This window comes from Streptomyces sp. NPDC020731 (assembly GCF_044334705.1).
Classification (GTDB): Bacteria; Actinomycetota; Actinomycetes; order Streptomycetales; family Streptomycetaceae; genus Streptomyces.
In genome coordinates this window covers 253,488-273,129 of record NZ_JBIRTN010000001.1, presented here as the reverse complement: position 1 = coordinate 273,129, position 19,642 = coordinate 253,488, and the positions used below count along the sequence as shown (strand labels likewise).

General features: G+C 70.5%; 16 protein-coding genes. 7 read left to right on the top strand and 9 right to left on the bottom strand.

Annotated elements, in window-relative coordinates; genetic code table 11:
- The 3 genes from ACH4VX_RS01225 to ACH4VX_RS01215 are packed head-to-tail and all read right to left on the bottom strand — an operon-like array spanning position 1 to position 2,585.
- The gene (locus tag ACH4VX_RS01225; RefSeq protein WP_398364874.1) at positions 1 to 807 is read right to left on the bottom strand and encodes an MlaE family ABC transporter permease; all 807 of its coding nucleotides are present in this window, start codon (positions 805 to 807) and stop codon (positions 1 to 3) included.
- Between the two features lie 6 nt (positions 808 to 813).
- Positions 814 to 1,578: an MlaE family ABC transporter permease gene (locus ACH4VX_RS01220; protein ID WP_398364872.1), complete on the bottom strand. Its 765-nt coding sequence runs from the start codon at positions 1,576 to 1,578 to the stop codon at positions 814 to 816.
- Entirely contained in the window at positions 1,575 to 2,585 is a 1,011-nt protein-coding gene (locus tag ACH4VX_RS01215) for an ABC transporter ATP-binding protein (protein WP_398364870.1), read from the bottom strand. The genes ACH4VX_RS01220 and ACH4VX_RS01215 overlap by 4 nt, the downstream gene beginning before the upstream one ends.
- A 720-nt stretch (positions 2,586 to 3,305) precedes the next feature.
- Here ACH4VX_RS01215 and ACH4VX_RS01210 point away from each other — a divergent pair.
- The 4 genes from ACH4VX_RS01210 to ACH4VX_RS01195 all read left to right on the top strand — a co-directional run bounded on the left by ACH4VX_RS01210 (position 3,306) and on the right by ACH4VX_RS01195 (position 8,043).
- On the top strand, positions 3,306 to 3,947 hold the full coding sequence (locus ACH4VX_RS01210; protein ID WP_398364868.1) for a hypothetical protein: 642 nt from the start codon (positions 3,306 to 3,308) through the stop codon (positions 3,945 to 3,947).
- 106 nt (positions 3,948 to 4,053) lie between these two features.
- Positions 4,054 to 5,634, top strand: coding sequence for a DUF6801 domain-containing protein (locus ACH4VX_RS01205; protein WP_398364866.1), 1,581 nt, complete (start codon positions 4,054 to 4,056; stop codon positions 5,632 to 5,634).
- Between the two features lie 38 nt (positions 5,635 to 5,672).
- On the top strand, positions 5,673 to 6,614 hold the full coding sequence (locus tag ACH4VX_RS01200; protein WP_398364865.1) for a hypothetical protein: 942 nt from the start codon (positions 5,673 to 5,675) through the stop codon (positions 6,612 to 6,614).
- A gap of 217 nt (positions 6,615 to 6,831) precedes the next feature.
- Positions 6,832 to 8,043: a helix-turn-helix domain-containing protein gene (locus ACH4VX_RS01195; protein WP_398364863.1), complete on the top strand. Its 1,212-nt coding sequence runs from the start codon at positions 6,832 to 6,834 to the stop codon at positions 8,041 to 8,043.
- Between the two features lie 63 nt (positions 8,044 to 8,106).
- On the opposite strand, the gene ACH4VX_RS01190 is transcribed toward ACH4VX_RS01195, so the two are convergent.
- Entirely contained in the window at positions 8,107 to 8,757 is a 651-nt protein-coding gene (locus ACH4VX_RS01190) for a DUF4360 domain-containing protein (protein ID WP_398364861.1), read from the bottom strand.
- A gap of 296 nt (positions 8,758 to 9,053) precedes the next feature.
- On the opposite strand from ACH4VX_RS01190, the gene ACH4VX_RS01185 reads away from it, so the two are divergent.
- Positions 9,054 to 11,894 carry a beta-galactosidase gene (locus tag ACH4VX_RS01185; RefSeq protein ID WP_398364860.1) on the top strand — a complete coding sequence of 947 codons (2,841 nt, stop codon included), beginning with the start codon at positions 9,054 to 9,056 and terminating at the stop codon, positions 11,892 to 11,894.
- A gap of 18 nt (positions 11,895 to 11,912) precedes the next feature.
- Here the strand turns inward: ACH4VX_RS01185 and ACH4VX_RS01180 are convergent, their stop codons facing one another.
- From ACH4VX_RS01180 to ACH4VX_RS01160, 5 genes are all read right to left on the bottom strand, one after another.
- Entirely contained in the window at positions 11,913 to 13,418 is a 1,506-nt protein-coding gene (locus tag ACH4VX_RS01180) for an alpha-N-arabinofuranosidase (RefSeq protein WP_398364859.1), read from the bottom strand.
- 92 nt (positions 13,419 to 13,510) lie between these two features.
- Complete coding sequence (locus tag ACH4VX_RS01175; protein ID WP_398364857.1) at positions 13,511 to 14,479, bottom strand: arabinan endo-1,5-alpha-L-arabinosidase; 969 nt, start codon at positions 14,477 to 14,479, stop codon at positions 13,511 to 13,513.
- Positions 14,480 to 14,511: 32 nt separating this feature from the next.
- Positions 14,512 to 15,375, bottom strand: coding sequence for a carbohydrate ABC transporter permease (locus ACH4VX_RS01170; protein ID WP_398364855.1), 864 nt, complete (start codon positions 15,373 to 15,375; stop codon positions 14,512 to 14,514).
- The gene (locus ACH4VX_RS01165; protein ID WP_398364853.1) at positions 15,372 to 16,313 is read right to left on the bottom strand and encodes a carbohydrate ABC transporter permease; all 942 of its coding nucleotides are present in this window, start codon (positions 16,311 to 16,313) and stop codon (positions 15,372 to 15,374) included. Before ACH4VX_RS01165 ends, ACH4VX_RS01170 begins: the two co-directional genes overlap by 4 nt.
- Positions 16,310 to 17,668: an extracellular solute-binding protein gene (locus tag ACH4VX_RS01160; RefSeq protein WP_398364851.1), complete on the bottom strand. Its 1,359-nt coding sequence runs from the start codon at positions 17,666 to 17,668 to the stop codon at positions 16,310 to 16,312. The genes ACH4VX_RS01165 and ACH4VX_RS01160 overlap by 4 nt, the downstream gene beginning before the upstream one ends.
- 287 nt (positions 17,669 to 17,955) lie before the next feature.
- Here ACH4VX_RS01160 and ACH4VX_RS01155 point away from each other — a divergent pair, with 287 nt between their 5' ends.
- Both ACH4VX_RS01155 and ACH4VX_RS01150 read left to right on the top strand, forming a co-directional pair.
- Positions 17,956 to 18,453 (top strand): toxin, encoded by a 498-nt coding sequence (locus ACH4VX_RS01155; protein WP_398364849.1) that lies wholly within the window; start codon positions 17,956 to 17,958, stop codon positions 18,451 to 18,453.
- Entirely contained in the window at positions 18,450 to 19,634 is a 1,185-nt protein-coding gene (locus ACH4VX_RS01150) for an MAB_1171c family putative transporter (RefSeq protein WP_398364847.1), read from the top strand. Before ACH4VX_RS01155 ends, ACH4VX_RS01150 begins: the two co-directional genes overlap by 4 nt.
- The last annotated feature ends 8 nt before the right edge of the window (positions 19,635 to 19,642 follow it).

The window sequence follows — 19,642 nt, the reverse complement described above, 5'->3', positions numbered from 1 at the left end:
TCACCCCGCCACCTTCACGGTCGTGGTCGCGCCCCACAGGGCGAGCGACAGGAAGAAGTCGGTGACGCTGATCAGCACGATGGCGTTGCGCACGGACCGGCCGACCGCGACGCCGACACCGGCGGGGCCGCCCGTGGCGCGGTAGCCGTAGTAGCAGTGGGCGAGGATCACCATCACGCTGAAGACCAGCACTTTCAGCACCGAGAGCAGGACGTCCGTCGGGGAGAGGAAGAGGTTGAAGTAGTGGTCGTAGGTGCCCCGGGACTGGCCGTTGAACAGGACGGTCACGTAGCGGGACGCCAGGTAGGAGGAGAGCAGCCCGATCGCGTAGAGCGGGACGATGGCGACGACCCCGGCGATGATGCGCGTGGTGACCAGGTAGGGCATGGAGCGGATCCCCATCCCCTCGAGGGCGTCGACCTCCTCGTTGATGCGCATGGCGCCGAGCTGGGCGGTGAAGCCGGCGCCGACGGTCGCGGAGAGGGCGAGGCCGGCGACGAGGGGGGCGATCTCCCGGGTGTTGAAGTAGGCGGAGACGAATCCGGTGAACGCGGCCGTGCCGATCTGGTCGAGGGCCGCGTAGCCCTGGAGTCCGACGACGGTTCCGGTGAAGAGCGTCATCGCGATCATCACGCCGATGGTGCCGCCGATGACGCCGAGACCTCCGGAGCCGAAGGCGACCTCGGCGAGGAGGCGCTGCACCTCCTTGAGGTAGCGGTGCAGGGTCCGCGGGATCCACAACAGCGCCCGGGCGTAGAAGAGCAGGTGGTCGCCGGAGCGGTCGAGCAGGGCGAGCGGGGAGGCCATCGGGCCTCAGCCTCCCTTCGGCGGGACGATCTGGAGGTAGACGCCCGTCATCACCATGTTCACGAAGAAGAGCAGGAGGAAGGTGATGACGACGGACTGGTTGACGGCGTCGCCGACGCCCTTGGGGCCGCCGCGCGGGTTGAGGCCCCGGTAGGCGGCGACGATGCCCGCGATGAATCCGAAGACCAGTGCCTTGAGTTCGCTGATGTACAGGTCGGCCGGCTGGGCGAGGGCGGAGAAGCTGGACAGGTAGGCGCCGGGGGTGCCGTCCTGCAGGATGACGTTGAAGAAGTAGCCGCCGAGTGTGCCGACGACGGAGACCAGGCCGTTGAGCAGGACCGCCACGCTCATGGTGGCCAGGACCCGGGGCACGACGAGGCGTTGCACGGGCGAGACGCCCATGACCTCCATGGCGTCGAGCTCCTCGCGGATCTTGCGGGAGCCGAGGTCGGCGCAGATGGCGGAGCCGCCGGCGCCGGCGATCAGCAGGGCCACGATGAGCGGGCTCGCCTGCTGGACGACGGCGAGGACGCTGGCGCCCCCGGTGAAGGACTGGGCTCCCAGTTGCTGGGTCAGGGAGCCGACCTGGAGCGCGATGACGGCGCCGAAGGGGATCGAGACGAGGGCGGCGGGCAGGATGGTGACACCGGCGATGAACCAGAACTGCTCGACGAACTCGCGGAACTGGAAGGGCCTTCGGAAGACGGCGCGGCCCACTTCGGCGGCGAGCGCGAACAGCCGGCCGGTCCCCCGCAGCGCACCGGTGATCATGCGCCGCTCCCGGCGGCAGGCATCGGCAGGGTGGGCGCCCCGGCGCTCTCCGCGTAGGTCCTGCGGATGGCGGAGCGCGCGGCGGGCGGCAACCGGTCGATCATGCCCATGACACGCTCACGCCGCCGGGCGACCGCCCGGCGCGGCGGGAGGCCGGGGGACGGCTCCAGCTGCGGGACGATGGTCCGGGGCGGGGCCTCGGTGCCGACGGCGGCGTCCGCCTCGGCGGCGAGGGTGGCCGCGTCCTTCTCCTCGGACATCCCGATGGGGCCCTCGCGCCGGCCGTCGAGGAACTGGGCCACGACCGGCTCCTCGCTGGTGAGCAGCACCTCGCGCGGGCCGAAGGTGACGAGCTCGCGCCGGAAGAGCATCCCCATGTTGTCCGGCACGGTGGCGGCGATGTCGAGGTTGTGGGTGACGATCAGCATCGTCGCGTCGATCTGCGCGTTCAGGTCGATCAGCAGTTGGGAGAGGTAGGCGGTACGGACCGGGTCGAGCCCGGAGTCCGGCTCGTCACAGAGGATGATCTGAGGGTCCAGCACGAGCGCGCGGGCCAGGCCGGCCCGCTTGCGCATGCCGCCACTGATCTCCCCCGGGAGCTTGCCCTCCGCGCCCAGCAGCCCGACGACCTCGATCCGCTCCATGACGGTGCGGCGGATCTCGGACTCCTTCTTGCGGGTGTGCTCGCGCAGCGGGAAGGCGATGTTGTCGAAGAGGGACATGGACCCGAAGAGGGCTCCGTCCTGGAACATGAGACCGAACAATTTCCGGGTCTCGTATATGTCCCTTTCGGGACTGTTCACCATGTCCACCCCGTTGATGAGGACACGGCCCTTCTCGGGTTTGAGCAACCCTATGAGCGACTTCAGGAAAACGGTCTTCCCGGTGCCGGAAGGACCCAGCATCACGCTCACCTCTCCGGCAGGAAGGGTGAGTGTCACGTCCCGCCAGACGCTCTGCTTGCCGAAGGACTTGGTCAGGCCCTCGACCACGACTTCGATTCCCATATCACCTCCAGCGGACGTGTGTCGGACGTGCGCCGCCGGCGCACGTTAAGTCGGCACGGAACCTACTGACAACGGGTGCGGCGCCGGTTTCCCACCGCCCTTCCGGACTTTGTCACCGCGCAGACAACACGACGCACCCGTACTTGTCTCCGGGGAGACAGGCAGGGTCTCGCGGCTCCGGGGGGTGTGGATCCGCGAGACCCTGCCGACGGATGTCCGACCCCCGGTGGAAGGGCGTGGCCGGAAAGCACCCGTCATGGCTCCGGCCGACGGGGGCCACCGACCTGGAACCGAGCACCACACCGGCACGTTACGGCCGAGTAACCTCGGCGGGCAATAGCGGAATCCGAGTTTTCCGGGGGTCCGACTCCGGCCACGGGAAACCTGTCAAGGCGCAAACAAAACACGCCCTCGAAACTGTCACCGAGTGAGTAGAACAGCCCGACGGCGGGCGCTCCGCCGGAGGCTTGCGGGCGTCGGCCGAAAAAATCGGCATTGACGGAAGGTGAGTAAGGCGATCCGCGAACCGCTCACTCCGGAAACAGTTGGTTGCGCTTTTCAAAGAATCATGAACGGCGGCATTGTTCGGCTAAGTTTCCCGCGAGTAACGTCATGGTTCGCGGACAGGGAACACCGAGCCGCGGGCCGCACGGCCGCCCCTCGATCCGATCGGCCACGGCCCATCTCTGCCGGTCAATCCACAAGGAGACTCCCCGAGCCATGAAGAAAACCCTCAGAAGGACCGCTGTCGTGGCGGGTGCGGCCACGGCCGCCTTCGGCCTCACCCTCTCCCCCGCCTCGGCGGTGCCGTCCACGGTGTGGACCGTCACCCCGTCGCCGGCCGAGTTCACCGCCACGAACGTCGGCAACATCGTGCTGACCGCCACCATCCCGATGACGTGCACCACCTCGGGTGCGTCGGGCACCCTGCAGAGCAACACCGGCAACCCGGCGACGGTCGCCAACATCAACGCCATCAACTTCGGCACCTCCGGCTCGCCGTGCACCAGCGTCCTGGGCAACGTCACCACCGTGGCGGTCACCCCCTGGACCGTCGTCGCGCAGGACTACACCGCCTCGACCGGCGTCACCAAGGGCTACATCGGCAACGTCAAGGCCAACGTGACCGCCGGCGCCTGCAAGTTCACGGTGCTCGGCAAGGCCACGAGCACCTACACCAACTCCACCGGCGTCCTGGCGGTCAGCAGTGTCGCCGGTGACCTGACCGTCAGTTCCAACCCCGCCCCCGTCAACTGCGGTGCGGTGGTCACGGTCAACACCAAGCCCACCTTCAAGGGCAACTACGCCGTCAAGGTCAAGGGCACCAGCACCATCCCGACCATCGTCGGCTCCAACCCGTAGGACGCCACCTGCCCACGTCCGCCCGGCCGGCGTCCCCGGTCGGGCGTTCACGGACTCTGCGCCACGTCCCGCGGACACCGGTCCTCCCCTACTCGAGTGGAGCTGTATGAAAGGCCAACGAGCCGCCGTGCCGCGGCCGTCCCGTGTCCGTGCCAGGAGCGCGGCGATCGGTGCGTTCGTCGTGCTCGCCGCCACGGTCCCGGCCGCGGCGTCCGCCGCGGGCACCCAGGAGGTGGACGCCGAACTCCCCTACGTCTGCGCACTCCCGTCCGGACGGCAGCCCGCCGAGGTACGGGTCTCGGCAACCTTCCCGGACCGGGTGGAGACGGGCGAGGCGATCTCACCCGCCGATGTCACCACCACGGTGGAACTGCCGGCGGAGGCGGTCGCGGACCTCACCGCGCTCAAGGCCACCACCGCGCAGGCCGCCACCCGCCTCACCGTCGGCGTCGCCCAGAACGAGGCAGCCGCCGAGGCGACCTGGCGCGGCACCGCGGAGCCGGTCGTCCTTCCCGGATCCGGACCGCTGACGCTGACCGCGACGGGTGACGTCCCGTCGGTGACCGGGCGGAGCGACGGTGACCTGACGTTCTCCGCCGGGAATCTCGCCGTCGACCTGGCGCTCGGCACCGCGGACGGGACCGCCACCGACCCCGGCGCACTGACCCTCGACTGCTCCCCCGCCGAAGACGCGCCGGGGAAAGGGCTGCTGGCCGCCGTTCAGGTCGGTACGGACACGGCCGGTCCGAGCGGCTCACCGTCCTCGTCCGGCTCCCCCGGAACACCCGCCCCCTCCTCCGGGACACCGGACGGACCGGAGGACCGGCAGGGGGACCGCGCGCCGGAGGTGGCGGAGAACTCACCCGGTGCCGCCGCGGACCGCGACGCACCGCCGTGCCTCTACGACGACGAGCACCCGCCCACTCCGGCGTCACTGAACGCCTACGTCACGGGCTACACCAACGTGAAGAAGCTGAAGGGCGCCTCGCTCCTGCCGCCGTCCTGCATGCTGATCGAGCAGGGGATCCCCGTGGACGGCCCTCCCGACCCGGACTACCTCATCTTCGACACCGCGTCGACGGGCGACTTCCATTACGAGGGACGCAAGCAGACGCCTCCCTTCGAGAGCACCTTCCTGACGTTCGGCTTCACTCCCGTGACGGCCACCATGGTGCTGGAGCAGACGGGCCCCGTCACCATCGACTCGCGCATCAAGATGCGCTGGTCGGACTTCAGAACGATCACGGACACCTACGTCCGGGCCCCCCTGACCCTCCGGGTGACCGCCCTCGAGGTCAATGGAACCCCTCTGGACATCGGCCCCGGCTGCCGGACCGAGAAGTCCCTCACCTCCGTCGACCCGGATCCCGCGAACCATCCCGGTGACCACCTGGTGCTGTACGGCAGGGGCGAACAGGACCTCGGCCTGCCGGCCACCGGCTACCTGCTCCTCTCCGGCGGTTCCCTGTCGGGTGAGGCGACCGTCCCGGCCTTCACCGGCTGCGACGCCGGCGGCGAGAACCTCGACCGCCTCCTCACGGCTTCCGTATCCGGTCCCGGCAACCTCATCAAGCAGGTCCAGGGACAGACCTGCAGCATCGCCAATCCGGTGTTCGGAGACGAGTTCAACGCACCCCAGTGCACCCGCGACCTGCAGCCGTACGTGATCCCCGTCCCCGAGCGCTGAGCCGCTCCCCCTCCCTCCTCCACGGAAGGCCACCACCCATGCCCCTGCTCACCACCCGCGCCAGGATCGCCACCGTCTCCGCCCTGACCGCGCTCGGCGCCTTCGCCTCCCTCGGCACCGCGACCGCCGCCGAACCGGTTCTGAACGGCGAGTGGGCCCCCTTCACCCGCTGCCCCGTGGACGCCCCGGCGATGCTGGCCGCCGACGGCTTCGACAGGACACCGCAGTGCGTGGTCTCCACCTCCGCCAGTGGCTCCATCAAGCTGGGCAAGACCACCGTGGTCACGGGGAAGACCAACCTCCAGCTCGGCGTCGTCCAGAACGCGGACGGCACCAGCAGCGTCGTCGCCCCGCCCTCCGGCGCGCTCGTCGCCGACTCCGCCACCGTGCCCGGTGGCCTGCTCGGCCTGATGTGTCCGAGCAACCTGCCGGTGATCACGGCCATCTGCGAGACGCTCGACAGTTCCTCCCTCAACAGGATCACCGCCACCATGGAGTCCGTCGGCGCGCCCTACGCCTTCGACCAGACCGCGGGCGTCCTCACGGACCTGCCCATCGTCGCCCTGCCGGTCCGCATCCACCTGGAGAACCCGCTCCTGGGCAGCAGGTGCTACATCGGAACGGCCTCCAACCCCGTCCTCCTGCGCCCGGAGAACCGTAACTACCCCGAGTTCGGGATGAGCTTCTTCCAGGGCGACGGCACCCTCGACGAATCCGGCGAGATGAGCCGGATCAACCTCACCGGCGCCACCCAGAACGACAGCACCTTCGCGGTCCCCGCCGCCACCGGCTGCGGCCTGAACATCGGCCTGATCAACGCCGCGGTCAACGCGAAGTCCGGGCTGCCCTCCGCCGCCGGGAACAACAGCCTCACCCTCAACAACACGCAGACCCACCTCACCGGCCTCAACGCGCCCGGCACCGCCGCCCCCGACGCCGGCAAGGTGCTCGCGGAGAACTGGCACTCCGCCGTCGGGTAACGGCCACGCAGCAGCGGTTCCCGGCCGTTACGGCGGCCGGCCCCTGCGACGGTGAGGCAATTCTGTTCAACCCGTGTACAAGGAAAAGAAGTTGATTTAGCTTCAGCTTTTCAGACCGGCACGACCTGGTGGACCGGTCCGGGCGCCGTCCGCCACCCGGCCGGACGACGCCCGCCCGGCCACCCCGCCGGACACGTCGCAGAGCAAGGGGTGACTCATGCCCTCGATCACACGGCCCCCGGAGGTCGGTGAACCGCTCGAGCCCCTGCCCAGGAAGTTCGCGGCCTTCATACGGCCGGAACTGCCGGGGCTGCTGAACGAAATACGGGCCGAGGTCACCCGCGCCTACCCGGTGTACGGCCGGCTGCTCAACGGCCCCGACGGGGACGCGATCCGCCAGGGCGTGGAACAGGCCCTGGTCGCCTTCGTGGACCGGGTGGCCGACCCCGACAGGGGCTCGGAACTGCGGGACGAACTGCTGCGCAGGTTCGGCCGGGTGGAGGCCTACGAGGGCCGCGACCTGGAGACCCTGCAGGGCGCCTACCGGCTCGGCGCCCGCATCGCGCTGCGCCGGGCCAGAACGGTGGGGCGGCAGTACAACCTCTCCCCCGCCCTCATCCTCGCCTTCGCGGACGCCCTTTTCGCGTACGTCGAGGAACTGGAGGCGGTCACCCGCGAGGGGTACGCGGAGGTGCGGGAGCGGGCCGCGTCCGAAGTCTTCGCGTTACGAAGACAGTTACTGCACCTGATCCTGGCCTCGTCGCCGCTGCCCCAGACGACCGTCTCCGAACTGTGCGAGGCCGCCGCCTGGGAACTCCCCCGGACGTGCACCCTCGTCGCCCTCCGTACCCCGGCGCCGGACCACATCCAGGCGGCTCTCGACGGCGACGTCCTCGCCGACCTCGACATCCCGCAGCCGCACCTGCTCGTCCCCGGTGACCTCACCCCGCAACGCCTCGCGATGCTCGGCACGGCCCTGTCCGGCACCCGCGCCGCGGTGGGTCTGACCGTACCGCTCGCGCGGGCCGCCGACTCCGTCCGCTGGGCGCGCCGCGTGCTCCAGTTCGTCGACGACGGTGTGGTGCCCGACGCCCCGCTGGTCCGCTGCGAGGACCACCTGATCACGCTGTGGCTGCTGTCCGACCCCGCCCTCGTCGACCACCTCGCGGCCCGCGAACTGGCCCCGCTCGACGGGCTGCCCGCCAGCCGGCGCCACCGGCTCGTCGAGACGCTCCGGGTCCACGTCTCCACCCGGGCACCCGCCGAGCAGGTCGGCGAGATGCTGGGCGTACACGCCCAGACCGTCCGCTACCGCCTGCGGAACCTGGACGCCCACCTGGGTGACCGGCTCACCGACCCCGACCACCGCTTCGCCCTCGAGGTGGCCCTGCGCTCGCTCCACCTGCGCGGTCACGACGGCGGGGAGTGACTCCCGCCGCAGGCGGAGCGGGCGGGTCCGTGCATCCGGGCCCGCCCGCACCTCAGCGGCCGGTCACTCCTGCGGGCACTCCTTCCACGCGAGGTGGTACACGGTGCTGATGTCCCCGTCCGTGGAGTCCATCGTCATGAAGCTGACGTCGTCGGGCGTCGTGGTGCCCGCGCTCACCCGCAGCTCCGTGTTGATGTTGAAGTTGCGCTGGACCCCGCAGGGCGCGTAGACCAGCTGGGCCCAGTCGGTTTCGTCCGTGGCCTGCCAGTTGTCGTCGTAGGGGCCCGCGAAGGGGTGGCTGCGGTACTCCGTGTTCGGCGAGCCCTGGAAGTAGTACGACGCCCTCTGCGTGCCCTTCGCTCCGGGCCGGAGCGAGGCGAAGCCCCGGTAGTCCGCGCTGGCGATGGCGTAGGTGAAGCCCTGGGGGACGTGCACCAGCAGGCTGAGCTGGCAGTTCTTGCGGAAGGCCGTGGGGGCGGAGTCCCCGCCGGCCTGGGCGAGGTAGTCGCTGTACGTCACGGTGAACGCGGTGTTGTCCGCGGAGACGGCGACCGCGGCGGTGCCCTGGGGGCAACCGGAACCGTTCACTGTGGCGACCTTGATGACGATCTTGTCCGGCGGCGGGTCCTCGAAACCGGTCGCCGGGTTGTACGCGGGCAACGCGGCGGTGAGGAGCGCGGCCGCCGCCGCGCTCAGGAGCAGTCCACCAGCCATGGTTCTCCATCCTTCGGTGGGGGGTGTCGGTTGAAACGTCATGTACATGCCAACAATGCACGCACATGCGCTCCCGGTCCTGTGGAGGAGACATGAAGGTGCGGTGAAGACCGGGAGCGCTCGCATCGTATGGAGCCCCGCGCCCGGCAGACAGGGGGAACTCCGGCCATTCACTTCCGCCCCACCGAAACGGGAGGAAACAGACGTAGCGGAACCCTCGCGTGAACGCGGGAGTGCCGGTTCGTGGACAATGGCCCACCGGCACCCCGTGTGGCAGCACTACAGGAGGCGCTCCCTTGGAGCTCAGCAGGCGTACCTTCACCGCCCTGGCCGGTACGGCGGCGCTCGGTCTCGCGCTGGCCGGCAGCGGCGGGGCGGCGACCGGCGCGCACGGGCCGCGCAGCGTGCCGACGGGCCCGCCGCCGCCGCCTCCGCGCGCGGACGGCAAGCGGCACCGGATCGGCTACGACCGGTACTCGCTGCTGGTCGACGGCCGGCGCCTGGTGCTGTGGTCCGGCGAGATGCACCCCTTCCGGCTGCCCAGCCCGTCCCTGTGGCGGGACGTGCTGCAGAAGCTGCGCGCCCATGGGTGCAACGCGGTCAGCGTCCCCGTGCCGTGGAACCACCACTCGCCCGCACCCGGAAAGTACGACTTCACCGGGGTGCGGGATCTGGACCTCTTCCTGAGCACGGCCGCCGAGGAGCGGCTGTACGTCGTCCTGCGTCCCGGCCCGTACCTCGGATCCGCCGATCTCGACGCCGGCGGCTTCCCCGGGTGGCTGACGGCCGTCGAGGGCCGCGCCCGCACCGCCGACCCGGAGTACCTGCGGCATGTCGACGAGTGGCTGAGCGCCGTCCACCGCATCGCCGTCCGGCATCTGTTCACCGCGGGCGGCGGCACCGTGCTGCTGTACCAGTTCGAGGACGGGTTCGAGGTCTCCGCCGACGATCCGGCCGGACAGGCCTACCTGACCCACCTGTACGACAAGGCGCGCGCCGACCGCATCGACGTACCGCTGTTCCACGCGGACGGGCGCTTCGGCGACCGCGAGCCCGGCCGGCGGGCGCCCGGGGTCCTGGCCGGGGCGGCCGGCGGGGCGGCCGATCCGTGGGGCGGGGCCACCTCCGACGGCAAGGGGTACGCGGAGGTGCGGCGCACGCACGACGCGGCCCACGAGCGGCGCGACCACCTCACGAGCCTCGCCGACGGCGTCACGGTGCACAACGTCCGCATGGCGTTCGGCGGGACCTCGTGGGGCTGGCTGCCCGCGCCGGGCGTCTACACCTCGTACGACCACGGGGCGGCGATCGACGAGGGCCGCCGGCCGACGCCGAAGCTGGCCGCTCTCCAGCAGCTCGGCCAGCTGCTGCGGACCGTGCCCGACCTCGCCCGGCTGGACCCGGCGGAGGAGGTACGGGCCGAGGACGACCGGCTGAAGGTGCGCCACCTGGCCAATCCCGACACCGGCGCCCAGGTGTACGTCCTGCACAACGACTCCGGGGAGCCGGTCGGCTCGATGCTGCCGGACTCCGGCATCGACGTACCGGTCACCGTCGGCGCGCGGGACGCCAAGCTGCTCGCCACCGGGCTGGAACTGGGCCGGCGGAAACTGGCGTACACCACCGCGCAGCCCATGCTGAACACGACCGTCGGACGGCAGGACATCGCCCTGTTCACGGGCCGCAGCGGTGAGACGGCGCAGGTCGCCCTGGAATGCGGCACCGAGCCGCTCACCTACCGGCTGGACGACGAGCCCGGGTGGTCCTACGACCGGGGCAGGCTGAACATCGTGGTGCCGCTCGGGGTGGGCGGGCTGAGCCGGGTGCTGATCGAGGGCGGGGACTCCGAGACGCCCATGGTGCTGCTGTTCGCCGACGACGCGACGGCGCTGCGCCTGTGGCCGTACGAGACCCCGTCCGGCTCGCTGCTGGTCTACGGACCGGCGCTGCTCCGCTCGGTCACCCTGCGCGGCTCCACCGCCCACCTCGTCGGCGACCTCGTCGGCGAGACCGGCCTGGAGGTGTGGGTGCCGCGCGGGATCACCGCCGTGACCTGGAACGGGCGGCCGGTGCGCACCCAGGTCAGCCGGGCCGGGAGCCTGCTGATGGAAGGGCTGATGCCGGGCGCGCCCGAGGTGCGGCTGCCCGCGCTGGAGGGCTGGCGCAGGCGGGCTGAGAACCCGGAGTCCGGGGCCGGTTTCGACGACTCGGCATGGACGGCCGCCGCTCTCACCTCGTCGCACAGCACCACGCCCGTGCCGGGGGGCGGTCCCGTCCTCTTCGCGGACGACTACGGCTTCCACTACGGCGACGTCTGGTACCGGGGGCGGTTCGAGAACACGCGCGGCGTCGAGTCCGTGTCGCTGTCCTACAGCACCGGTACGCAGGGGCTGCTGATGGCCTGGCTGGACGGCCGCCCGCTGGGCACGCACCGCATGCCGGTGCCGGACGAGGACACGGCTCAGCGGGGCACGTGGACGGCGACGGCCTCCTTCGACGTGCCGAAGAAGCACCGCAAGCGGGGCCCGCACGTGCTGTCCGTGCTCGTACGGCCGATGCAGCACGACGGGGACGAGCAGGCGAAGGACACGCACAAGGCCGCGCGCGGGCTCGTGTCGGCCGGGTTCGGGGACGCGTCCCGGGAGGTGGAGTGGCGCGTCCAGGGCGCCACGGCGCCGGACCGGGTGCGCGGGCCGCTGAACAACGGCGGGCTGTACGGGGAGCGGGAGGGCTGGCACCTGCCGGGGTTCGACGACCGGGAGTGGCCGGCCGTGGAGTTCCCGCACCAGGAGCGGCGGCAGGGGGTGGCCTGGTACCGGACGGGCTTCCGGCTCGACGTCGACGCGGACGTGGACGCCTCGATCGGGCTCACGATCGACGACGATCCGGAGCGCGCCTACCGGGTCCAGATCTTCCTCAACGGCTGGAACATGGGCCAGTACATCAACGATGTGGGCCCGCAGCACACCTTCGTCCTGCCGAACGGGATTCTGCGCACACGTGGGACCAACACATTGGCCCTGGCGGTGCTGTCCGACGGGACCACACCCTCGGGCCCGCGTGATGTACGGCTGACGCTGCTGGGCGCGGCGCGGGGCGGGGTGCCGGTGGAGGCGGTGGACTCACCGGGGAGGTGAGCCCACCGCCCCGGCGGCTCACGCCAGCCGGATCACGTTCCAGGACAGCGGCTCCAGTACGGCGGAGAGCCGGCCGTCGTCCAGGGTCGTGCCGTCGACCGGGTGCGGGGTGACCCGCTCGGGCTCGGCGAGGGTGTTGCGGGCCTCGGGGTCGGCGTCCGCGAGGGCGCTGTGCTCGACGACCGAGGTGAGGTCGAGGCCGTTGAGCGCGACGTCCAGCGGCAGGGCCGCGGTGCGGCTGCGGTTGACGGCGAAGACGGTGACCGTGCCGTCCTCGGCGCGCACGGCGGTGGCGTGCAGCAGGTCGGCCTCGCCGTACTTCTTCGTCTCGTACGTCGGTGAGTCCACGCGGACGTCGAGCACCTCGCCACGGCCGTACCGCGAGGCCTGGGCGAACGGGAAGAACGTCGTCTGCCGCCAGGCCGGGCCACCGGGCTCGGTCATGATCGGGGCGATCACGTTGACGAGCTGGGCGAGACAGGCGACGGTGACGCGGTCCGCGTGCCGGAGCAGGGCGATGAGCAGCGAGCCGAAGACGACGGCGTCGGTGACGTTGTAGTTGTCCTCGAGCAGGCGGGGCGCCTCGGGCCAGTCCAGGGCGCTGACCTGGGCCTCGGTCCGGGACAGGTACCAGACGTTCCACTCGTCGAAGGAGAGGTCGATCTTCTTCTTGGACTTGAGGCGGGCGCCGACGTGGTCGCAGGTGGCGACCACGTTCTCGATGAAGGACTCCATGTCGACGGCGGAGGCGAGGAAGGAGTCGACGTCTCCGTCGAGCGGCTCGTAGTAGGCGTGCAGGGAGATGTAGTCGACCAGGTCGTACGTCTCCTCGAGGACCGTCGCCTCCCACTCGGCGAAGGTCTCCATGGACTGGCCGGAGGAGCCGCAGGCGACGAGCTCGACGCCGGGGTCGATCTGGCGCATGGCGCGGGCGGTCTCGGCGGCGATGCGGCCGTACTCCTCGGCGGTCTTGTGGCCGGTCTGCCAGGGGCCGTCCATCTCGTTGCCGAGGCACCACATGCGGATGCCGAACGGGTCCTTGTCGCCGTGCTCGACGCGCAGGTCCGACAGGGTCGTGCCGGAGGGGTGGTTGGAGTACTCCTGGAGCTCCAGGGCCTCGGCGACGCCCCGGGTGCCGAGGTTGACGGCCATCATGGGCTCGGCCTGGGGGCCGATCTTCTTGAGGAAGGCGATGTACTCGGAGAGGCCGAAGCGGTTGGTCTCGGTGGAGCGCCAGGCGAGGTCGAGGCGGCGGGGGCGGTCCTCCACCGGGCCCACGGAGTCCTCCCACTTGTAGCCCGAGACGAAGTTGCCGCCGGGGTAGCGGATGGCGGTGACGCCGAGTTCCCTGACGAGGTCGAGGACGTCCGTGCGGAGGCCTTCCGCGTCCGCGGTGGGGTGGTCCGGTTCGAAGACGCCGGTGTACACGCAGCGGCCGAGGTGTTCTACGAACGAGCCGAAGAGGCGGGGGTTCACCTCACCTACGGTGAAAGCGGGGTCCAGGGTGAAACGGGCGGTGCGCATTGGTTCCTTTCAAGGTTTCGTTGTCGTCTGCGGCTCGGTGGGGCCTGTCGCGTCCGCGCGGCGGAGCCGCGCATTGACACAGCCCCGCGCCCCTAACGGATGACCGGCCAGCCGTCCTTCTTCCAGTTCAGGGTGTTCAGCCCGAGCTTGGGCGTGCCCTCGTCCTCGGCGTCGTAATAGTGGTACGCCAGGACATCCCTGCCCTTGTCCTTGAAGACCGACTGGCCGCCCGTGCCCACGTACCTGCCGTGGCCCTCCAGCAGGAGGTCGCCGCCGCCCTCCAGCATCGGCTTGCCCGTGCTGTCGGTGTACGGGCCCGTGATCTCCGTCGATCTGCCGACCTTGATCCTGTACGTGCTGTTCACGCCCGCGCAGCACGCGTCGTACGACGCGAACAGGTAGTAGTGGCGGCCGTGTCCGACGATCTCCGGGCCCTCGACCGCGTACGGCTCGTCGGGGCGGGTGGCCAGGTGGTGGACCGTGGCGTCCTCGACCGCCTTGCCCGTTCCCGGGTCCAGTTCGACCATGCGGATGCCGGTCCAGTACGAGCCGAACGTCATCCACAGGCGGCCGTCGGCCTGGACGACCGCCGGGTCGATGGCGTTCCAGTGGTCGGTGGTCTCCGAGGTGAAGACCTTGCCGTGGTCGGTCCAGGTGCCGGGCAGGCCCGTGCGGGAGGTGGCCACGCCGATCGCGGAGTGGTTGGTGCCCCACGAGGAGACCGCGTAGTAGAGCCAGTAGCGGCCGGCGCGGTGGCTGAGGTCGGGGGCCCAGGGGTCACCGGTGTCGTTGTACTCGTACCACCAGGCCGGTGGTTCGGCGAAGGCGTTGCCCGCGTCCTTCCAGTGGACGCGGTCCTTCGAGGTGCGGGCGCCGATGACGCCGCCCGTCGAATAGGCCACGTAGCCGCCGGACTTCAGGCGCATCACGGTCGGGTCGTGGATGATCTGCAGGCCGGTGACCGGCTGCGGGTCGGGGTACGTCACGTCCGCCCGGGCCGTGGTCGGCAGCAGGGCCACGACCGCGGTGGTCAGGAGGGTGACGGGTCTCAGGCGTTTCACATCGGGCTCCCCTCGGCAGGATTTCGGCGGGATCACTGACCGGCCAGGCCCGTGTGGGCGACGCCCGCCACGATCTGGCGCTGGAAGAAGACGAAGACGATGATCAGCGGCAGGCCCGCCATGAGGCCGCCGGCCATGAGCTGGGCCCACTGGATGCCGTAGGAGTTCATGACGGTCGCGATGCCGTTCGGCATGGTCATCAGGTCGGGGTTGTTGGTGACCATGTAGGGCCACAGGAAGTTGTTCCACGAGCTGATGAAGGTGAAGATGCCGACCGCCGCGAGGGAGGGGCGGGAGAGCGGCACGATGATCGTGAAGAAGACGCGCCAGCGGCCCGCGCCGTCGATGAAGGCGGCCTCCTCCAGTTCGCGCGGGACGCCCTGGAAGAACTTGTAGAGGATGTAGACCATCGCGGCGGGCGCGCACTGCGGCAGGATCATGCCCCAGTAGGTGTCGACCATGCCCATCTGCTGGACGGTGGTGAAGAGGGGGACGCCGAGCACGGCCGGGGAGACCATGAGGCCGGCCATGACCACGCCCATCAGGACGTTCTTGCCGCGGAACTCGGTGCGGGCGAAGCCGTATCCGGCGAGCGCGCTGACCACCAGCACGATCGCCGTCACGCAGACGGACACCACCAGGGAGTTCACGAACCAGTTGGTGATGTTGCCGGTCTCGAAGATGGCCGTCCAGGCCTGGCCGGTCCACTCCTCCGGCAGCCAGTGCGGCGGTACCTCGACGGCCTCGGTCTCCGACTTCAGGGAGGTGAACAGGGCCCAGGTGAACGGGGCGAGGAACACGACGGAGACGGCGGTGCCGAGGAGGGTGAGGACGATCTGGCTGGGTGTCCAGCTCCGGCGGGGCCTGACCCGTGTCTGCTGTGCGGCGGTGGTCATCGGCCGCCCTCCTCACGGTTGCGCAGCAGCCACATCCGGGCGAGGGCGACGGCCGCGATGATCACGAAGAAGATGATGGAGATGGCGGAGGCGTAGCCCACGCGGTAGCTGGTGAAGCCCTGTTCGAGGGTGTACTGCACGAAGGTGCGGGTCGATCCCTCGGGGCCCGGTCCGAAGTCCTGGATCACGACGGCCTGGTCGAAGACCTGGAGCGAGGCGAGGATCTGCAGGGCGATGACCAGACCCGTGATGTTGCGCAGCATCGGCAGGGTGATGTGGACCATGCGGTGCCAGGCGTTCGCGCCGTCGAGTCTGGCGGCCTCGTAGAGGTGCGCGGGGATGCCCTGGAGGGCGGCGAGGTAGAGCAGGAAGCTGAAGCCGACGGTCCACCACAGGGTGGTGACGACGACGGCGAGCATGGCGTACGACTTGTCGGTCAGCCAGGGCGTCTCCAGGCCGAAGACGTGGTTGATCATGCCGGTGCCGGGGTTGAACAGCCACTGCCAGAGGTTGGCGGCGACGGTGGACGGCAGCAGGAACGGCATGAAGAAGCAGAGCCGCCACAGCCACTTCCCGCGCTCGATGTGGTGGGCGAGCATCGCCAGCAGGAAGGCCATGAGGGTGATGCAGGGCACGACGAGCAGCGTGAACCAGGCGCTGTGGCCGAGGGATTCCCACATCAGGGAGTCGTCGAGGGCCTCGCGGTAGTTGTCGAGGCCGATGAAGCCGGTGTCGTCGCCGGAGATGTTGGCGTCGGTGAAGCTGAGGTAGAGGCCGCGCAGCAGCGGCCAGATCACGAAGAGCGCGAACAGCGCGAGGAACGGGGCGATGAACCAGCCGCCGTGCTGGAAGCCCTGCTTGCGGCGGACGGTGGCGCCGGCGGCGGCGGTGCCGGCGCGTGCCGGGCGGATGACGGTCTCGGCGCTGGTCGTCGTCATGCGACGGCACCTCCCTGCGCGGCGGTCTTGCCGTCCATGGGGTTCTTGGAGGCGAGGAGCTGGGTGAGCATGCTCTTCATGCGGCCGGCGGCGGCGTCGGGCTTGGCGGAGCCCATCGTGGAGGAGACGACGATGGGGCCGACGCGCTGGGCGAGGATGCCGGTGGAGCCGGCGAACCACACCTTGGGCTCGGTGGCCTGGTGGTCCATCGCGGAGACGTACTCGCTCTGCGGGTCGAGCTTGTGGTACGCGTCCGTGGACAGGGTGGGTGTGTAGGCGGGGATGTGTCCGCCGGCGGCCCACTGCTGGGCGTGCTGGACGATGTAGGCGGCGAGCCGGTGGGCGGCCTCGTCGGTGGCGCCGCCCCGGCCGGACTGGTGCGGGAGCACGAAGGCGTGCGACTCGGCGTGGGTGGCCCGGGTGCCGAAGACGGGCGGCAGGGGGGTCGCCCCGTACTCGACCTTCGCGGCCTCGAAGACCGGCACCGACCAGTTGCCCTCCCAGACGAAGGGGGCGCCGTTGACGAACTGTTCGGCGCCCGCGCCACCACCGAAACCGGGGTCGGCGTATCCGTCGGTGATGTGCCGGCGCAGGAACTCCAGGACCCGGGTGGCCTTGTCGGTGTCGAAGGTGACCTCGGTGTTGGCGTCGTTGAACCAGGTGCCGCCGAGCTGGGTGTAGAAGGCGACGAAGAACCACCACTGGAAGTTCTGGTCGTTGAGCCACAGGCCGATGGTCTGCAGCCCCTTCCTGGTGGCCTTCTTTGCCTCCTTCAGTACGTCGAACCACTGGTCGGTCGACGTCACCTGGATCATCCTGCCGTCGGCGCCGAGCAGGCCCGCCTTCTTCAGTACGTCCTTGCGGTAGAAGCAGAGCTGGACGTGGATGTCGAGCGGGAGGGCGTAGAGCTTGCCGTCGATGACGGCGCGTTTCCACAGTTCGGGGTTGAAGTCGGCTTCCTTGACGCCGTACTTGGCGAGCAGGCCGACGTCCCAGGGGTCCAGGAGGCGGCCGGGTGAGAAGCCGGTGACCCGGCCCAGGTGCATGACGCCGAGGTCGGGTGCGCGGTTGCCCGCGGCCGCCATGGCGAGCTTGGTGTAGAAGGGGCTGCCCCACTGGAGGGTGGAGTCCTTCACGTCGATGCCGGGATTGTCCTTACGGAAGGAGTCCAGCATCGCGATCATGTTGTATCCGTCGCCGCCGCTGAAGAGGTTCCAGTAGCGCACGCGGGTGTCCGCACCGGAGGCGAGCGCGTCGGCCCCGGTTCCGAGCGCCGCGAAGCCGAAGCTTCCGGCGACGGTCAACCCGCCTATTCCGGCGAGGAGTTGCCTGCGATTCAGGCCAGGTCGTCCCATGCCCTGCCCCATCCGTTCATGGATTGTTCGAGATATCGAATGACGCCCGTAACTTCGAACGGACCGTAAATGTGATGGATCGGCGCGTCAATGGTTCGGACAAGAACTCACAGCCGGACTTTCCGCGCGCCCTACCCTGGTCGTGGCACCCGGGGACACCGTGGCGGTCACCGAGTGACCACGTCACCCGCGGAACTGGCCGGGACGGCACCCGACTTGGCATATTGCACAGGTGACCGAGCGGCAACCGGGGAAACAGGGAGACAGCGGTGCGTACCAGGAAGGAGATGCGTCGTCTCGCTGACGCCCTCATCAGCCCCATCCGGGTGGCGGTCCCGGCGGATCCCGAGGTCCTGTTCGAGGCGCTGGTCGCCTCCGTCAGCGCCTGGCGGGGACGTGACGTGGTCGTCCACCGGGCGGCGTTCCCCCCGCACACGGCGAGCGGGCTGTGGCTGGAGCGCGAGGGCCATGACGACGTGGTGGTCGACGAGCGGGCCGCCGTGTGGCACCAGATCGTGATCCTCTGCCACGAGGTGTGGCACATGAACCGCCGGCCGGCGGACGCCGGCGGGCGGCCCGGACCGGTCGCCGCGCGCACCGACTTCAGCCTGGCGGAGGAGCAGGAGGCGGACCGCTTCGGCATGCTGATGGGCCGTCGGCTGCGCACCTGGCTGGAGGCCTCCACCGACTCGGTGTACGCCGCGGAGGGCGGCGACCCCGAGAACCCGCAGGACCTCGCCGGACGCATCGGGGCCGCGCTCAACTACCGCGGGACGAAGCGATGAGCGGCCTGATCAACTACGTCAGCTGCGGGGTGCTGTGGCTCGGGCTGCTGGTCAAGGCCCCCGATCTGCTGCGGCACCGGCGCGATCCGTATCTGTGGGCGATCTGCGCGGTGCTGGGCCTCGCGGGGCTGTGCTTCTTCCTGGGTGCGCCACCGACGGTCGGCGCCGTCAACCGGATCAGCGACGTGCCGAACCTCGCGGCACCGGTCACCTACGTGGCGATCACCGGGTACTGCGCCGCGTCCCAGGTCCTCGTCGTGCACTGGCGCGGCGGGCCCCGGGTGCACCGCACCGCCCGCCGCTGGATACTCGCCTACGCCGTGGTCGTCCTCGGTATCGCGGTGACGTTCGTGCTCGGTGAGGCGCCCGTGGAGCGCCGTACCGACCTGGACACCTACTACGCGACGACGCCGTTCATCGCCCAGATGATCGTGCTGTACCTGGTCGCGCACCTCACCGCGGTGACCGTCACCACCGTGTCGGCGCTGCGCTGGGCGCGCCGGGTGCGGGGCGGGCTGCGGGCGGGGCTGACGCTGCTCGGGACCGGTTCGCTGTGCGGGGCCGGGTACAGCGTGGCCAAGCTGGTCGCGGTGGGCGCCCGCTGGTCCGGGCGGGACTGGTCGGAGCTCGGCACCACCGTCTCCCCGGCCGCCGCCGGGCTCGGCGCCCTGCTGACGGTCGTCGGGGTGCTGGTGCCACTGGCGGCGCCCCGGGCCGCCGAGTGGCGGCGGGCGCGGCGGACGTACACCCGGCTGGAACCGCTGGAGCGGGCGCTGGACGACCTCCTCACCCGCCGGACGCTGCGGCTGCCCCGGCCCAGGATCGCCTCCCCCACGACACGACTGATGTGGCGGCAGACCAGCGTCCACAACGCGCTGAGCCACCTGGACACCTACTTCGACCGGGAGCTGTACGACCGGACCCGCGCCCGTGTGCTGGCGGCGACGGGACAGACGGAGCGCGCGGAGGCCGCCGCGTGGGCGGCGGTCATCACCGCCGCGGTACGCGACGAGGCGGAGCCGGGGCGCCGGGTCCCGCCGCGCGACGGCGGCGGCCGGCTCCTGGACCGGGTGCCGGACCCGGCCGCCCTGGTCCGGATCGCCGACGCGCTGGCCGGTGCGGCTCCGGTGCCGGCGGCCGCCGCGGTGCCGAGCGGTACGACCACGGCGGGGACCGCGTGAACCGGGCC

What these genes read in the sequence shown, in the direction of transcription:
- ACH4VX_RS01180 (WP_398364859.1), bottom strand. Translation starts at nt 13,418, where the DNA reads ATGCGCACCGCCCGTTTCACCCTGGACCCCGCTTTCACCGTAGGTGAG.
- ACH4VX_RS01150 (WP_398364847.1), top strand. Translation starts at nt 18,450, where the DNA reads ATGAGCGGCCTGATCAACTACGTCAGCTGCGGGGTGCTGTGGCTCGGG.
- ACH4VX_RS01190 (WP_398364861.1), bottom strand. Translation starts at nt 8,757, where the DNA reads ATGGCTGGTGGACTGCTCCTGAGCGCGGCGGCGGCCGCGCTCCTCACC.
- ACH4VX_RS01195 (WP_398364863.1), top strand. Translation starts at nt 6,832, where the DNA reads ATGCCCTCGATCACACGGCCCCCGGAGGTCGGTGAACCGCTCGAGCCC.
- ACH4VX_RS01210 (WP_398364868.1), top strand. Translation starts at nt 3,306, where the DNA reads ATGAAGAAAACCCTCAGAAGGACCGCTGTCGTGGCGGGTGCGGCCACG.
- ACH4VX_RS01220 (WP_398364872.1), bottom strand. Translation starts at nt 1,578, where the DNA reads ATGATCACCGGTGCGCTGCGGGGGACCGGCCGGCTGTTCGCGCTCGCC.
- ACH4VX_RS01215 (WP_398364870.1), bottom strand. Translation starts at nt 2,585, where the DNA reads ATGGGAATCGAAGTCGTGGTCGAGGGCCTGACCAAGTCCTTCGGCAAG.
- ACH4VX_RS01225 (WP_398364874.1), bottom strand. Translation starts at nt 807, where the DNA reads ATGGCCTCCCCGCTCGCCCTGCTCGACCGCTCCGGCGACCACCTGCTC.
- ACH4VX_RS01155 (WP_398364849.1), top strand. Translation starts at nt 17,956, where the DNA reads ATGCGTCGTCTCGCTGACGCCCTCATCAGCCCCATCCGGGTGGCGGTC.
- ACH4VX_RS01205 (WP_398364866.1), top strand. Translation starts at nt 4,054, where the DNA reads ATGAAAGGCCAACGAGCCGCCGTGCCGCGGCCGTCCCGTGTCCGTGCC.
- ACH4VX_RS01200 (WP_398364865.1), top strand. Translation starts at nt 5,673, where the DNA reads ATGCCCCTGCTCACCACCCGCGCCAGGATCGCCACCGTCTCCGCCCTG.
- ACH4VX_RS01165 (WP_398364853.1), bottom strand. Translation starts at nt 16,313, where the DNA reads ATGACGACGACCAGCGCCGAGACCGTCATCCGCCCGGCACGCGCCGGC.
- ACH4VX_RS01170 (WP_398364855.1), bottom strand. Translation starts at nt 15,375, where the DNA reads ATGACCACCGCCGCACAGCAGACACGGGTCAGGCCCCGCCGGAGCTGG.
- ACH4VX_RS01160 (WP_398364851.1), bottom strand. Translation starts at nt 17,668, where the DNA reads ATGGGACGACCTGGCCTGAATCGCAGGCAACTCCTCGCCGGAATAGGC.